General features: G+C 68.0%; 14 protein-coding genes. 12 read left to right on the top strand and 2 right to left on the bottom strand.

From position 1 onward, the window contains the following. The first annotated feature begins 22 nt into the window (after positions 1–22). The gene (locus J2X70_RS02150) at positions 23–1,372 is read left to right on the top strand and encodes a TFIIB-type zinc ribbon-containing protein (RefSeq protein ID WP_309908696.1); all 1,350 of its coding nucleotides are present in this window, start codon (positions 23–25) and stop codon (positions 1,370–1,372) included. After that, positions 1,369–1,629 (top strand): hypothetical protein, encoded by a 261-nt coding sequence (locus J2X70_RS02145; protein WP_025874461.1) that lies wholly within the window; start codon positions 1,369–1,371, stop codon positions 1,627–1,629. Before J2X70_RS02150 ends, J2X70_RS02145 begins: the two co-directional genes overlap by 4 nt. 91 nt (positions 1,630–1,720) lie before the next feature. Here J2X70_RS02145 and J2X70_RS02140 read toward each other — a convergent pair whose 3' ends face one another. Further along, complete coding sequence (locus J2X70_RS02140) at positions 1,721–2,503, bottom strand: CHAD domain-containing protein (RefSeq protein ID WP_309908694.1); 783 nt, start codon at positions 2,501–2,503, stop codon at positions 1,721–1,723. A 158-nt stretch (positions 2,504–2,661) separates the two neighbouring features. Here J2X70_RS02140 and J2X70_RS02135 point away from each other — a divergent pair, with 158 nt between their 5' ends. The 10 genes from J2X70_RS02135 (at position 2,662) to J2X70_RS02090 (ending at position 14,733) form a co-directional block, all read left to right on the top strand. After that, positions 2,662–5,457, top strand: a complete 2,796-nt coding sequence (locus J2X70_RS02135; protein WP_301863556.1) for a PAS domain-containing protein — start codon at positions 2,662–2,664, stop codon at positions 5,455–5,457. A 144-nt stretch (positions 5,458–5,601) separates the two neighbouring features. Then, positions 5,602–6,246 carry an aldehyde dehydrogenase iron-sulfur subunit PaoA gene (paoA, locus tag J2X70_RS02130; protein WP_059064208.1) on the top strand — a complete coding sequence of 215 codons (645 nt, stop codon included), beginning with the start codon at positions 5,602–5,604 and terminating at the stop codon, positions 6,244–6,246. Next, entirely contained in the window at positions 6,243–7,199 is a 957-nt protein-coding gene (locus tag J2X70_RS02125) for a xanthine dehydrogenase family protein subunit M (RefSeq protein ID WP_080148689.1), read from the top strand. The genes paoA and J2X70_RS02125 overlap by 4 nt, the downstream gene beginning before the upstream one ends. Further along, positions 7,196–9,397: an aldehyde oxidoreductase molybdenum-binding subunit PaoC gene (gene paoC / locus J2X70_RS02120; protein ID WP_309908689.1), complete on the top strand. Its 2,202-nt coding sequence runs from the start codon at positions 7,196–7,198 to the stop codon at positions 9,395–9,397. Before J2X70_RS02125 ends, paoC begins: the two co-directional genes overlap by 4 nt. Then, complete coding sequence (locus J2X70_RS02115) at positions 9,394–10,386, top strand: XdhC family protein (RefSeq protein WP_309908687.1); 993 nt, start codon at positions 9,394–9,396, stop codon at positions 10,384–10,386. The genes paoC and J2X70_RS02115 overlap by 4 nt, the downstream gene beginning before the upstream one ends. After that, positions 10,383–10,979, top strand: a complete 597-nt coding sequence (locus J2X70_RS02110; protein ID WP_309908685.1) for a nucleotidyltransferase family protein — start codon at positions 10,383–10,385, stop codon at positions 10,977–10,979. Before J2X70_RS02115 ends, J2X70_RS02110 begins: the two co-directional genes overlap by 4 nt. A 117-nt stretch (positions 10,980–11,096) precedes the next feature. After that, positions 11,097–12,047 (top strand): cation diffusion facilitator family transporter, encoded by a 951-nt coding sequence (locus J2X70_RS02105; RefSeq protein WP_025874453.1) that lies wholly within the window; start codon positions 11,097–11,099, stop codon positions 12,045–12,047. A 70-nt stretch (positions 12,048–12,117) separates the two neighbouring features. Then, positions 12,118–12,753 (top strand): DNA-3-methyladenine glycosylase, encoded by a 636-nt coding sequence (locus tag J2X70_RS02100; protein WP_033831185.1) that lies wholly within the window; start codon positions 12,118–12,120, stop codon positions 12,751–12,753. Beyond that, the gene (locus tag J2X70_RS02095; protein WP_025874451.1) at positions 12,750–12,944 is read left to right on the top strand and encodes a hypothetical protein; all 195 of its coding nucleotides are present in this window, start codon (positions 12,750–12,752) and stop codon (positions 12,942–12,944) included. Before J2X70_RS02100 ends, J2X70_RS02095 begins: the two co-directional genes overlap by 4 nt. Positions 12,945–13,014: 70 nt before the next feature. Next, entirely contained in the window at positions 13,015–14,733 is a 1,719-nt protein-coding gene (locus J2X70_RS02090; RefSeq protein ID WP_309908682.1) for a PAS domain S-box protein, read from the top strand. Here J2X70_RS02090 and xth read toward each other — a convergent pair. Then, a complete protein-coding gene (xth, locus tag J2X70_RS02085) occupies positions 14,730–15,521 on the bottom strand; it encodes an exodeoxyribonuclease III (RefSeq protein WP_309908680.1) in 792 nt (263 codons plus the stop codon). The genes J2X70_RS02090 and xth overlap by 4 nt on opposite strands. Positions 15,522–15,577: the final 56 nt, after the last annotated feature.

Below are 15,577 nucleotides of genomic sequence, written 5' to 3'. Positions count from 1 at the left end.
AGACGCAGGACGCGCAACCACCATGTCCGATCCCAGAAACACGCCTCCGCCGCTGCCCGGTTCCGCTTCAGCACCCCCGCCCCTGCCGGCGGCGGTGCTGGACGGCCCCGGTTCGCCGCAGGATGTCCCTCCCCTGCCCGGCAGCTTCCCGCTGGATACTTCCAAGCTGCCTGAGGCCATCCGCAACGAAGTCGAGGCGCCCGACCCGGTCGCCATCGACACCGCTGCGGCCGAACTGAAAGACGGCCTCAACCGCTGCCCCAAGTGCGGCGCAACCGACATACGGCCCAAGCTGGGCACCGACATCCTGGTCTGCCTGTACTGCCGTCACCAATGGCATGGCGCGCGGGTGGAGGAGGAATTCGGGCTGGGCGAAGCCATCGACCAGCTGCGTGGCACCGTCATTGCATCGGGCGCACGCGATATCGATGCCGACACCTCCGCACTGATGACCTTCAAGTGCACCGGTTGCGGCGCCGAAGTCACGGTCAACACCGAAAGCACGATGACGGCGCGCTGCCACTGGTGCCGGCATGTGTTCGGCGTGAACGAACAGATCGCCAACGGCGCGGTGCCCGACGCCGTGCTGCCGTTCCATATCAAGAAGGAGGATGCGGTCGCGCGCATCCGCCAGTTCGTCGACAAGCGCCGGATGTTCGCGCTCAAGGCGTTCAAGGAACAGTTCACCCCGGAGAACGTGGTGGGCGTGTACCTGCCCTACATGATCGTCGACGGCAATGTCAGCGCAGCGGTGGCTGGCAAGGGTGAGATCAAGACCCGCGAGTACACCCGTGGCACCGAGAAGAACAAGCAGACCTACTACGACGCGGATATCTACCAGGTGGAACGCCAGGTCGATTTCACCGTGGACGACCTGCCGCTGGAATCCTCTGCCGAGCGCGGCAACCTGGACACGCGCGCCAACACCAACAACATCATCAACACGATTCTGCCGTTCGACACCAAGAACGCGGTGAAGTGGAACGCCTCGTACCTGGCCGGGTTCTCTTCGGAAAAGCGCAACCTGGACGTCGAAAAGCTGCGGCCGCGCCTGGAAGACCAGCTGCTGTCGATCGCCCGCGCGCAGGTGGAAGGCACGGTGCGCCGTTACGACCGTGGCGTGCGCTGGGAACAGGAGCAACTGGAAGTGCACGGCACCCGCTGGGTGGCCATGTACCTGCCGGTGTGGCTGTATTCGTACCACCAGCCCGGCAGGAACGGCGGCATGCTGCACTACATCGCGGTGAACGGCCGGACCGGTGAAACCATGGGCAGCGTGCCGGTGCAGCAGTGGAAGATGCTGCTGGCGGCGCTGACCGCAGGTACGATCATCGAAGCCCTCGCAATTGCCTTCCTGGTGGCCAGCACATGAGTGATGACAGTGGTCTTTGGTTGTTGGCCGCAGGCCCGGCCGGCGCAACTGCGCTGTACTGGGCGCTGTACCGCTTCTACCGCAATACCGACAAATCGCATTCGTTCGAGCACGAGACCGAGATCGATGCCAAGCCGGTGACCGGCTCGGATCGCCGGGTCGATTCGATCTCGGGCACGCAGGAAAAGCGGATCCGCGGCGACAACGTGTATGAGTATCGAAAGCGGGTGGCGCGGGTGAGCAGCGGAGACGATTGAACGCTCCGCCAGCGCTTCGGGGGCTGGGGCCATCCCAGCCTTCGAAGCAAACCGGGACGTCAGGTGGCCGTACGTCCCGATGCCCCTGGATTCAGTCCGGCGCCACCTCTTCGTTGATCTGCTGCATCACTGAGCGCTTGCCGTCACTGGCAGGCATCGCCCGCACCAGGTTGCGCAGCAGCCGCAGGTCCTGCTGCCGGCCAAGCTCGTCGCTGAGCCGATGCAGCGCCTTGTAACGATGCCCCGAGGCGTGCAGCGGCCTGCTGTGGGGCACGTGCAGCTGCAGGTCGCAGGCGATATCCAGTTGCATGCGCAGCCTGCGCACGCGTCGGCGCCAGCGGTGGACCGCCGCGGCACCGCCGTCGCGTTTCGCCCGTGCGGCAGCCTTGTCCACGCGGCGCCGGCTACGCTCAAGATTCTGGCGCAGCGGGCCACGCCGCAGCTGATGCCAGGGTTGGACCGCCAACTGCTGCTGCACCGCTGCCAGGACACGCAGGCGGCGTGCAAACCCCGGGTCACGCTGCAGGGTCGCCTGCAGCAGGCCCTCACGACGCAGGACCAGCATCCGGATGACGCCTTTCCATCGCGGATCGGCAACCCGCTCCTGCAGTTGCCGGGCGACCTCGACCACCACATGCGCATCACGGAGGCGGGACAGGCCATCACCCAGGCGCTTCAATCCCAGGTCGGCAGCCTCGACGTCCAGCGCTGCGTGCTCCAGCAGCGCCAACAGGGACCGCAATCGGCGGATGGCCTTTCGCGCGGAATGGATGGCCGGGTGCGGGTCGGATGCCGACGACAACGCCGCAGCGATCGCGGCACACTCATGCAGCGCTCTCTGGCGAAAGGCCTCGTCGGCTTCTGCTGCGGACATCGATGTTCCCTGCCGGGATGGGAGGCGCAGTGTAGCCTGCTCACCGTCGGGCACCGGCACCACGCAGCCGTGACGCGGCGCTGCCTAGACTTGCGCCCCTTCGCCCGTGCTGATCCCGCCACGCTGGCGCAGCACCCCTCCTCCCGCTCGAGATCAACGTGACGTCCCTGCCCTCATTTGCCACCCGCGACAGCCGGGCCACCGACAGCGTCAACATGGCACTGGCCGCCGGGGCCATCGTCGGCACCTGGTTCTGGGACGTCCAGGCCGACCAGCTCACGGTCGATGAAGCCCTGGCCCGCGCCTTCGGCCTGGACCCGGCAATGGCGCAGCGGAAACTGCACCTGCAGGACGTACTGGGCGCCGTGCATCCCGATGACCTGCCCGCACTGTCGGCGGCGATTGAGCAGACCGTGCAGACGGGCGGGCGCTTTGCCCACCAGTACCGCGCGCGCGCCACCGATGGCAGCTATCACTGGCTGGAAAGCATCGGCAGGGTCGATCTGGATGCCCAGGGCCGCGCGCTGGGTTTCCCGGGCGTGCTGATCGACATCGATGAGCGCCTGCGCGTCGAGGCCGAGCGCGACCAGGCGCAGGCGCTGCTGCGCTCGTTCGTGGAGGCGGCACCGGGCGTGATGTATGCCAAGGACCGGCAAGGCCGGCTGCTGATCGGCAACCACGGCACCACCGAGCTGATCGGCCTGCCGCCGGGAGAATATATCGGGCGCACCGATGCCGAGCTGTTGGGCGACCCCGCGCAGGCGGCGTCGGTGATGGCGACCGACGAGCGCATCATGTCCAGCGGCAACAGCGAGCAGCTGGAGGAGGAAGTGAGCTTCCCCGATGGTCGCCGGGCCTGGTGGCTGTCGACCAAATCGCCGCTGCGCGACGCCGATGGCGCCGTGATCGGCCTGGTCGGTACGTCGCTGGACATCACCGACCGCAAGGCCGCCGAAGCCGAGCGTCGTGATATCGAAGAACGCTACCGGCTGGCCGCACAGGCCACCAACGATGCCATCTGGGATTGGCGCATCGCCGATGGCCAGGTGATCTGGAACGAAGCGCTGGCCAGCCTGTTCGGCCACACGGAGAAGAACACGACCGCGCAATGGTGGCTGCAGCACATCCACCCCGATGACCGCGCGCGCATCGATCACGGCATCCACGCCGTGATAGACGGGAACGGCAGCGGCTGGACGGACGAATACCGTTTCCAGCGCGCGGATGGCAGTTATGCGTCGGTGCTGGATCGCGGAACGGTCCTGCGCGACGCCGATGGCACCCCGCTGCGGATGATCGGGGCCATGCTGGATCTCTCCGGCCGGAAGGCCGCCGAAGCGGCGCTGGCCGACAGCGAAGAGCGCCTGCGGCTGGCCACCGAAGCAGGCGAGCAAGGGTTCTGGGACGTGGACATGGTGCAGGACGTGCTGATCTGGCCGGCGCGCACCAAGGCCATGTTCGGCATCTCCGCCGGTGCTTCGGTGACCATGGACGACTTCCGTGCCGGGCTGCACCCGGACGACCGCGCGGCAACCCTGGCCGCGTTCGCCGCCGCCTGCGATCCCGAGCGGCGCGAGACCTATGACGTGGAGTACCGCACCGTCGGCAAGGAGGATGGCATCGTCCGCTGGGTCGCCGCCAAGGGCCGCGGCATCTTCGAGTTCGGCAGGTGCGTGCGCGTGCTGGGCGTGGCCATCGACATCACCGCGCGGAAGGCCGCCGACGCGCGCCTGCAGGAGCTGAACGGGCAGCTGGAGGCACGTGTTCGGGCCGAAGTCGCCGAGCGCCTGCGGGTGGAAGAGGCGCTTCGGCAGAGCCGCAAGATGGAGGCGGTCGGCCAGCTGACCGGTGGTATCGCCCATGACTTCAACAACATGCTGGCGACGGTGATCGGGCCGCTCGACCTGCTGGCGCTGCGCCTCGGCGACAGCGACGCGCGCGCCAGCCGGTACATTGAAATGGCCCTTGATGGCGCGCAGCGCGCCGCCCAGCTGACCCAGCGCCTGCTTGCGTTCTCGCGCCAGCAACCGCTGCAGCCGGTGGCGATGGATGCCAACCGCCTGGTGGCCGGCATGACCGACCTGCTGGTGCATTCCCTTGGCAGCAGCATCATCCTTGAAACCGCACTCGGCGCGGGCCTGTGGTGGACCCATGCCGACGCCAACCAGCTGGAGAACGTGGTCCTGAACCTGGCGGTCAACGCGCGCGATGCGATGCCCTCCGGCGGCCGATTGAAGATCGAGACCCGCAACCAGCGCGTCGACCTCGACACCGCATCGGCGCATGCGGGCGTGCCTGCAGGGGACTACGTCGTGATCGCGGTGACCGACGACGGCAACGGGATGACGCCGGAGGTGATGGCGCGCGCGTTCGATCCGTTCTTCACCACCAAGCAGGTCGGCCAGGGCACCGGGCTCGGGCTGTCGCAGGTGTATGGCTTCGTCCAGCAATCGGCCGGGCATGTGAAACTCGATTCCGCGCCCGGCAAAGGGACGCGGGTACAGGTCTACCTGCCGCGGCTGCTGGCCGACGTCGACATGCCCGCTGCCGCATCGGATGACGATGCGCCGGCCCTGCACGGTGGGCGCGAGCACATTCTCGTCGTGGACGATGATGCGGCCGTCCGCGCGTTCTCGGTCGATGCCCTCACTGAACTCGGCTATCGGGTACTGGCCGCAGATGGCGCCGCCAGCGCCTTGGCGCTGCTGCAGGCCCATCCAGAGGTCGCGCTGTTGTTTACCGACGTGGTGATGCCCGAGGTCAATGGACGGCAGCTGGCCGAGCAGGCACGCGCGCGCCATCCGCAGCTGAAGGTGCTGTTCGCCACCGGCAACAGCCGCAACGCGCTGGTCGACAACAACGTGCTGGATGCGCAGGTTCACTTGATCGGCAAACCGTTCACCATCGGCGAACTGGCCTCGCGGGTAAGGATCGCGCTGGCCGGCGATGGCTGAAGGCCGCGACGCAGGTTGCGCCGCAGCCGGCAGCGGATGAATGCGCGACCGGGTCATGCTTCACCGCATGCCTACCGCGGCACCGCCATGCTGTCCCGGCATTGAATCCGCCAGCCAGCCTGCCGCAGCCAGCGAGGAGCCACGATGAGCCCACCGTCACACCTTCCCCTTTCGCGCCGGGAACTGCTGAAATTGAGCGCGGGATCGGCCACCACCATGGCCCTGCCTGCGGTGGTCGCTGCGGCGGAGCCGGACCGGACCGGTGCACGGGCACCGGAACTGATGCAGGTGGACTTCGAGGTCAACGGAACAGCGCGATCGCTGCGCCTGGACACCCGCGTCAGCCTGCTCGACGCCCTGCGTGAGCACCTGCACCTGACCGGCAGCAAGAAGGGCTGCGACCACGGCCAGTGCGGTGCCTGCACCGTGCTGGTGGACGGCCGGCGCATCAATGCCTGCCTGACGCTGGCGGTGATGCACCAGGGCGCGAAGATCACCACCATCGAAGGCCTCGGCACGCCAGACCGGCTGCACGCGATGCAGGCGGCCTTCGTCAAGCATGACGGTTTCCAGTGCGGCTATTGCACCCCGGGGCAGATCTGCTCGGCCGTCGCCGTGCTGCAGGAAATCAAGGCCGGCATACCGAGCCACGTCAGCGCCGCGTTGGACGCGCCCAGCGCCTTCACCGCCGAAGAACTGCGCGAGCGCATGAGCGGCAACATCTGCCGGTGCGGTGCCTATTCCAACATCATCGAGGCCATCCAGGACGTCGGGGAGGCCAGCGCATGAGAGCTTTCAGCTACGAGCGCGCCCGGTCTCCCGCCGAGGCGGCAGCGGCAGCGGCGCGTACCCAGGGCGCTCGGTTCATTGCCGGCGGCACCAACCTGCTGGACCTGATGAAGCTGGAGATCGAGACGCCCGCCCACCTGATCGACGTCAACGGGCTGGATCTGGACACCATCGAGCCCACCAGCGAGGGAGGCCTGCGCGTCGGCGCGCTGGTACGCAATACCGATCTGGCGGCCGACCGGCGCATCCGGCGCGACTATGCGGTGCTGACCCGCGCACTGGTGTCCGGCGCATCGGGTCAACTGCGCAACAAGGCCACCACCGCCGGCAACCTGCTGCAACGCACCCGCTGCCCCTATTTCTACGACACCGCACAGCCCTGCAACAAGCGGCTGCCCGGCAGTGGCTGCGGCGCGCGCGAAGGTTTCAGCCGGCAATTGGCCGTGATCGGTGCCAGCGAGCACTGCATCGCCACCCATCCCAGCGACATGGCGGTGGCGATGATGGCGCTGGATGCATCGGTGGAGACCGTCCGCGCCGACGGATCGCGCCGGAACATCGCGCTGGACGCCCTGTATCGCGCTCCTGGCCGTACGCCGCATATCGACACCGTGCTGGACAAGGGCGAGCTGATCGCCGCCGTGGTCCTGCCGCCGCCCCTGGGTGGCGTGCACGTATACCGGAAGGTGCGCGACCGCGCATCGTATGCGTTCGCCCTGGTGTCGGTGGCGGCGATCCTGCGGCCCGATGGCAGCGGCCGGATCGCCCTTGGCGGTGTCGCGCACAAGCCGTGGCACAGCGCTGCGGCCGATGCGGCCCTGCCGCAGGGCGCCGGCGCCGTGATGTCGGTGCTGCTGCAGGGTGCTGCGCCCACCGCACAGAACGCCTTCAAACTGGCGCTGGCCGAACGCACATTGGCTTCCATCCTGCAGGACGTGAGGGCCGAGGCATGAAATTCGACACCCCCGCAGGTCGCAATCCGATCGATGCGCAGACCGTCATCGGCAAGCCGCACGATCGCATCGACGGCCCGTTGAAGGTCACCGGCAAGGCCACCTACGCACACGAATGGCATGACGCCACCCCGTCCGCCCCCGCCTATGGCGTGGTGGTCGGGGCGGGCATCGCCACCGGCACCGTGACCCGCATGGAGCTGGACGCAGCGCGGCGCTCGCCCGGCGTTCTGGCCATCGTCACCGCCGACACCGCCGGGCCGCTGCATCCGGTCAAGCGCAACGCCGCGCCGCTGCTGGGTGGTCCGAAGGTGCACCACTATCACCAGGCGCTGGCGGTGGTGGTGGCCGAAACGTTCGAACAGGCCCGGGCTGCGGCCGGACAGATCCGCATCCGCTATGCCCCGCAGCGTGGCCACTTCGATCTGGCCGACGCCAAGCAGGCAGGCGCTTCCCTGCAGACACCGGAGCCCGATGCGCGCGTCGGCGATTTCGAGAAGGCCTTCAGCCAGGCGGCGGTTACGCTCGATGCGACCTACCACACCCCGGACCAGTCGCACGCAATGATGGAGCCGCACGCGACGATGGCCGCCTGGGAAGGCGACCAGCTGACGGTGTGGACCTCCAACCAGATGATCGACTGGGGCCGCACCGATCTGGCCCGCACCCTGGGCATCGCCAAGGACAAGGTGCGGCTGGTGTCGCCCTACATCGGCGGCGGCTTTGGCGGAAAGCTGTTCCTGCGCTCCGATGCGCTGCTGGCCGCGCTCGCCGCACGCGCTGCCAAGCGGCCGGTGAAAGTGGCCCTGCAGCGGCCGCTGATCGCCAACAACACCACGCACCGCCCGGCCACGCTGCAGCGCATCCGGCTGGGCGCAACGCCGGAAGGAAGCCTGACCGCCATCGGTCACGAATCATGGTCGGGCAACCTGCCAGGCGGCTCGCCGGAGGAAGCGGTGCAGCAGACGCGCTTGCTGTATGCGGGGCCCAACCGCTTGGCCGCATTGCGCCTGGCCACCCTCGACCTGCCCGAAGGCAATGCCATGCGCGCGCCGGGCGAAACGCCGGGACTGATGGCGCTGGAAATCGCCATGGACGAAATGGCGATCAAGCTCGGCCTGGATCCGATCGAATTCCGTATCCGCAACGACACCCAGGTCGACCCGTCCAATCCCGAGCGCCCCTTTTCACAGCGGCAGCTGGTGCAGTGCCTGCGCATGGGCGCCGAACGGTTCGGCTGGCAGCGGCGCAGCGCCACCCCGGGCGCCGTGCGCGATGGACGCTGGCTGGTCGGCATGGGCGTGGCGGCAGGCTTCCGCAACAACCTGGTGATGAAATCCGGCGCACGCGTCCGCCTGGCCGCTGATGGCCAGGTCACCGTGGAAACCGACATGACCGACATCGGCACCGGCAGCTACACCATCATCGGCCAGACGGCCGCGGAAATGCTCGGCGTTCCGTTGCAGCAGGTCACGGTCAAGCTGGGCGATTCCCGTTATCCCGTGGCTGCCGGCTCCGGTGGCCAGTGGGGCGCCAACAGCTCCACCGCAGGCGTCTACGCCGCATGCATGGCACTGCGTACGAAGGTCGCGCAGGCGCTGGGAATGGACCCGGCGGCAGCGCAGTTCGAAGCCGGCAGGGTGACCGCAGGGGGCCGCAGCCGCGCCCTTGCCGATGCCGCTCAGGCCGGCGAGCTGGTGGCCGAAGACAGCATCGAGTTCGACACGCTGCAGGAGAAGTACCAGCAGTCCACCTTCGCCGCGCATTTCGTCGAGGTGGGCGTGGATGTGGCCTCGGGCGAAAGCCGGATCCGCCGCATGCTGGCCGTGTGCGCAGCCGGCCGCATCCTCAACCCGAAGACCGCGCGCAGCCAGGTGATCGGCGCGATGACGATGGGCATCGGCGCAGCGCTGTCGGAGGAACTGGTGGTGGATCGGCGGCTGGGGTTCTTCGTCAATCATGACCTGGCCGGCTACGAAGTACCCGTACATGCCGACGTGCCGCACCAGGAGGTGGTGTTCCTCGATGAAAGCGATGCGGTGTCGTCGCCGATGAAGGCCAAGGGCGTTGGCGAGCTGGGCCTGTGCGGCGTAAGCGCGGCAGTGGCCAACGCGGTGTACAACGCGACCGGAATCCGCGTGCGCGACTATCCACTGACCCTGGACAAGCTGCTCGCTGGCCTGCCGGACATCGCATGACCAGTGCGCTCCACCCTGCCCCGTTGGATCTGGACGGTGGCAACCCGCGCCCGGTGCTGCAGGCTGCCGCCGACGCGGCGCGAGCCCGTCGTCCGGCTGCGTTGGCAGTGGTGCTGCAGACGGAAGGGTCCAGCTACAGCCGCGCGGGCACCTGTGCGCTGTTCGAACCGGGTCGACAGGTGGGCTGGCTGAGTGGCGGCTGCCTGGAACCGGAGCTGGCGCGACAGGCCGCCAACGCGGTGGATGCCGGGCGCATTGCATGGATGGAGATCGACAGCCGAGACGACGCTGCGCTGTTCTCCGGCAATGCCACCGGATGCCGGGGTCGCCAGTGGCTGGCACTGCTTCCGTTGCCGCAGCTCGGCGGCATCGAACAGCTTCTCGACGCGTGGCTGCAAGGGCCGCACACGTTGCACCTGGCACTGCAGGCTGATGGACGGCTGGACGCCCGCTGCGCCGGCTTCACCCTCACCCGCACGGTGCCCCCTGCCGCCCCGCAGCCGCTGGACGGCAGCCACCGCTGGCGGCTGCAGTGGCACCGGTCGCCTGTCGTGCACGTGCACGGAGCAGGCCCGGAGGCGGCGCTTCTGCTGCCCCTGCTGGACCATCTGGGCTGGTGCGCGCATGTCGAAGAACCGAGACTCCGCTGGCGCGAGCACCTGCCCCTTGCCGCTGGTTCGTATTGTTCTTCCGCTGCCGCCGGCGTGGCCGATGCCGCACTCGTGATGCATCACAATTTCGAGCTCGACCGTGACGCGCTCGAACGGCTGGCAGGCTCGCGCGTGCCCTTCATCGGGCTGTTGGGGCCACGCCGTCGCAAGGACGACCTTTTCAGCGTACTGGATACCCATACGCGCCGTGCGCTGGAACCGCGCCTGCGCTCACCGATCGGCCTGCCACTGGGCGGCCGTGGTCCCGAAGCGATTGCCTTGAGCATCGCCGCACAGCTGCAGGCATGGCGGCACGGAACGCCCCTGGCCACGCCATGACCGGGCATGCGGCCGTGGTGCTCGCAGCCGGGTGCAGCCAGCGCCTGGGGCAGCCCAAGCAGCTGCTGCGTGCGGGCGGAGAGACGCTGTTGCGACGCAGCGTGCGGCTGGCGCTGGAAACATCTCCGGACACGCTGGTGGTGGTACTGCCCCAGCACCCCCGCTTCGAAGAAGAACTGCACGGCCTGCCGGCACAGCGGCTGCGCAATCCCACCCCTGGGCTCGGCATCGGCGGCAGTCTGTCGCTGGCCGCCACCCACGTGCACAGCGCCGCCAGGGTGCTGGTGATGATCTGCGATCAACCGACGCTGCGCGTGGAGCACCTGCGCGCGCTGCTGGGCGCGGCAACCGCTGCACCGTCCGGCTGCGCCGCCACGGTACTGGGCGACACCATCGGCGTGCCGGCGGTGGTGCCGGGCACTTGGTTTGCCGGCACAGGACTGCAACCTGCAGACGGGGGATTTGGCCGGCGGCTGCGGCAGACCGAGGGCATTGCGCGCTGCTCCGGCGCCGGGCTGGAATGCGATATCGATACGCCCGAGGACCTGCGCCGCGCGCGCGCGCTCGGCTGGCTGGATCCTGCGTCCGCCTGAGGGCGGCGGCGACAGTTGAACTGGCCCGACCGCGCTGCGCGGGCGCTCGGCATACACGCTGCGCGGACGCTCCGCCGCGCAGGATGGTGCGCCCGCTACCTGCCAGCATTCCCGCACATGGCCGCACCCTCAGGCTCCCGCCTTGTCATCTACGCCGCGCTGGCCGGCAACCTCGCCATCGCCGTTGCCAAGTTCATCGCCGCCGGCCTGTCCGGCAGCTCCGCGATGCTCAGCGAAGGCGTGCATTCGCTGGTCGACACCCTCAACGAGGTGCTGCTGCTGTACGGTCTGCGCCGTGCCGAAAAGGCCCCCGACACCCTGCACCCGTTCGGCTACGGTCGCGAGCTGTACTTCTGGAGCTTCATCGTCGCCCTGCTGGTCTTTGCCGCCGGCGCCGGTGTGTCGGCCTATGAGGGCATCCAGCACATCCGCCAGCCGGAACCGGCCACCAACCACGCCATCAGCTACAGCGTGCTGGGTATTTCCATCCTGTTCGAAGGCGCCTCCTGGTGGGTTGCACTGCGCGAGTTCCGGCGCAGCAAGGGCACGCTGGGCTATTTCGAGGCGTTCCGCCGCAGCAAGGACCCGTCCACCTTCACCGTGTTGCTGGAGGACAGTGCCGCCCTGCTCGGCCTCGGCTTTGCCCTGGTCGGGCTGCTGGCCGCGCAGCTGCTGGAAATGCCGGTACTGGATGGGGTCGCCTCGTTGTGCATTGCCGGCGTGCTGGCGCTGACCGCATTCCTGCTGGCGCGGGAAACCAAGGGCCTGCTGGTGGGCGAGCCTGCGCACCCGGCCGTTGCCCAACGCATCATGGCGGTGGCCGTGACCGATCCGGACCTGCGCCGTGCCAATGGCGTGACCACCATGCAGATGGGCCCGGAACAGGTGGTGGCCATGCTCAGCGCCGAATTCGAGGACGACCGCACCACCCCGCAGATCGAAGCCTGCATCACCCGCATCGAGGGTGCGGTGAAGCAGGAGTTCCCGGAACTGGTGGCGCTGTTCGTGAAACCGCAGACGCCGGAAGTCTTCGCCAGACGGCGCGCGGCGCTGGCTGACCCGGAGTGAATCGATGGCGGCGGCTTCACCCGCTGCACGCCACACTGAAGCAGGCTTGGGAAGCGAGCACTACCGCAACATGATGGATTGGCTGCCGGATACCTGGATACCGATACCCCGCACCTTCTACCGGCGCCCGTCGACGGTGGTTGCACCGGACCTGCTCAACAAGCTGCTGGTGCGCAGCGACGGCCGTGCAGCGCGTATCGTCGAAGTCGAAGCCTACGCCGGCAGTGAGGATCCGGCTGCGCATTCGTATCGCGGCAGGACCGCACGCAACGCCAGCATGTTTGGCGAGGCCGGGCACCTGTATGTGTACTTCACCTACGGCATGCACTGGGGCAGCAATGTGGTCTGCGGCGAGGTCGGCGAGGGTGTTGCGGTACTGCTGCGCGCGGCAGAGCCGGTTGCCGGACAGGAACGGATGTACCCGCTGCGGCCAGCTGCCCGCCACGATCACGACCTCGCCAGCGGTCCCGGCAAACTGTCGCAGGCGTTCGGCCTGGACCGGCGCGTTGATGGCGCCGATCTGGTCACCGCCAGCCATGGCATCACCCTCGTGGATGACGGCACGCGGCCCCCCGACGATCCGGTGGTGGGCCCACGCATCGGCATCACCCGGGCAGTGGATTTTCCTTGGCGCTGGCATGTTCGCGATCATCGTCACGTTTCAGTGCGCCCTGCCCGTGCCTCAACGCGAAGGAGCCCCCGATGACACCTCTCGACAAACCGCTGCGCCGTGAACTGACCATCGCCGGCCAGGCCTATACGCTGACCCTGGACCCGAGCGGACTGAAGCTGGTCGAGAAGGGACGGCGGAAGGGCCTGGAACTGCGCTGGGAAGACCTCGTCTCCGGGGACGCCGCGTTGGCCAGCGCCCTGCAGGCGTCCCTGCAACAGCCATGAGCGGGCGCATCACGACGGCGTCACTGCCGTACGCAGGGCGCTAACAGACCGGGTACTAGCGTGGACAGCCATGGATGAGGCCACCCGACTTCGCGAAATCGAACGGCTGGGCGTGCTCGATACGCCGCCCGAGCCGGTGTTCGATGCCATCGTCGCCGCCGCGCGCGCCGCCACCGGCATGCCCATCGGCCTGGTCTCCATCGTTGCCGAACAACGGCAATGGTTCAAATCCAGCATCGGCCTGGGCGATGTCAGCGAAACGCCGCGCTCCATCTCGTTCTGTACGTACGCCATCGAGCAGGACGCGCTGCTGGAGATTCCGGATGCGCGGCAGGATCCGCGCTTCGCCCACAACCCGTTGGTCACCGCCGGGCCCAGGGTGCGCCACTATGCCGGCATCCCTCTGGCCACTGCCCATGGCGCGCGCATCGGCACGCTGTGCCTGCTCGACACCCTGCCTGGCGTGCTGTCGCCGTCGCAGCGTGAGCTGATGGTCCATCTTGGCCGGGTTACCACCCAGGTGCTGGAGCAGCGCAGTGCGCTGTTGCGGCAGATCGACCAGGCACAGGCGCTGCATCGCGATCTCAAGCGCAGCGAGGACTTCCTGGAACGTACCAACACCGCCGCCAAGGTCGGCGGCTGGGAGCTGGAGCTGGCCACCCGCGAAGTGCGCTGGACACGCGAGACCAAGCAGATCCACGGCGTGCGTTCCAGCTACCAGCCAACATTCGAATCGGCCCTGTCGTTCTATCGTCCGGACAGCCGCAGCATCATCCAGGCGGCAGTGCAGCGCTGCACCGAACAGGGCTCGCCCTGGGAAGTGCAGCTGCCGATGACCACCGCCGATGGCCGCAGCATCTGGACCCGCGTGGTGGGCACGCGGCAACAGGTGGAGGGCCTGCCACGGCTGGTCGGTGCCATCCAGGACATCACCGAAGAACGCGCGGTGGTGGACGCGCTGGAAGCCAGCGAGGTGCGTTATCGCCGTCTCTTCCACTACAGCCTGGGCCTGATCTGCACGCACACGCTGGACGGCACCGTGACATCGGTGAATCCGGCAGCCGTGCAGTCGCTGGGCTACCCGGAAAGCGAGATGGTTGGCCGCAGCCTGTGCGACCTGATGCCGCCGGAAAAGCGCGAGGCGTTCAGGGCCTACCTGCGGCGCATCGAAGCCAACCATACCGACGCGGGCGTGATCGAGCTGCTCGCCGCCGATGGCACCCGCCGCTACTGGGCGTACAACAACGTACTGGACACCGAGACCAATCCCCCGTTCGTGCTCGGCCACGCCCAGGACGTGACCGCGCTGCGCCTGCAGGAAGAGCGCTTGCGCGAACTGTCGCTGAAGGATCCGCTGACCCAGTGCCACAACCGCCGGTACCTGCATCGGCTCGACGACGTCGCCTCACGGTCGTGGGCCTGCCTGGTGTTCGACCTGGATCACTTCAAACAGGTCAACGACACCCTGGGGCACCGTCGTGGCGACACGGTGCTGGTCGAGTTCGCCGACTTCCTGCGCGCGCCGCTGCAGGCCAATGAGGCGGCAGTGCGGTTGGGCGGCGACGAGTTCCTGGTGGCGCTGATCGAACCGGCGGCCGGGCGGCTGGCTGCGCTGGAAGCCTGGTATGCGGGCAACGCCGCGCGTGCTCCCACCGCGTTCTCGATGGGCGCCGCCGTCAACGTCCCCGGCGAACCCGTGGCGGAAACCATCCACAAGGCCGACAGCCGGCTGTATCGCACGCGGGCCAGGGTACGTCGCGAGATGCGTCCGCAGGGCAGCGCCGACTAGCAGGTAACGGTGACCCACGCAGGCGCATGATCGCTGGCCTTCTCCTGCAGCCTCACCCAACGATCGACACCCGCATCCTGAAGCCCTTTGGCCAGTACCGGGTTCAGCAGCAGATGATCGATGCGCAGGCCGCGATCGCGTTCGGCGTGCTGGCGGAAATAGTCCCAGAAGGTGTAGATGCGCTGGTCGCCATGCACCGTGCGCAGGGCGTCGGTCCACCCCTGCGCCAGCAGCCGCTGGAAGGCATCGCGGACCTCCGGCTGCATGAGCGCATCGCGCCGCCACGAGGCCGGGTCGTACACATCCTCATCGTCTGGAATGACATTGAAATCACCCAGCAGCAGTGCCGGGTGCGGAAGATCGACCAGGGTGCGCGCATGGCGGATCAACCGCTGCATCCATCGCAGCTTGTAGTCGAACTTCGGCCCCGGCTGCGGATTACCGTTGGGCAGGTACAGTGCCGCAACCACAACGCCATGCACGGCAGCTTCCAGATACCGGCTCTGCGTATCGGCCGGTTCGCCGGGCAGGTGGCGCCGGCTTTCGATCGGCAAGGCATCGCGGGCCAGTATCGCCACCCCGTTCCAGCGCGCCTCACCCAGCCACAGTGCGCCATACCCTGCCCGCTCCAGCGCGTCGACCGGAAAGGCGGCATCGACCGCCTTCAGCTCCTGCAGTGCCACCACGTCGGGCGCTTCACGCTGCAACCAGGACAGCAGATGCGGCAAGCGCGTGCCGATGCCATTGACGTTGAACGTGGCAATGCGCAGTGTCTTGCGGCGAGCCATTGCGGAAGTACCCGGGCGGCGGGCCTGTAGTATTGGCGAGGCGGCATGCAGGCAGC

Origin of the sequence: Stenotrophomonas sp. 1337, from assembly GCF_031455455.1 — a bacterium.
Taxonomy (GTDB): Bacteria; Pseudomonadota; Gammaproteobacteria; order Xanthomonadales; family Xanthomonadaceae; genus Stenotrophomonas; species Stenotrophomonas indicatrix.
This window is presented reverse-complemented; position numbering and strand designations above follow the sequence as displayed.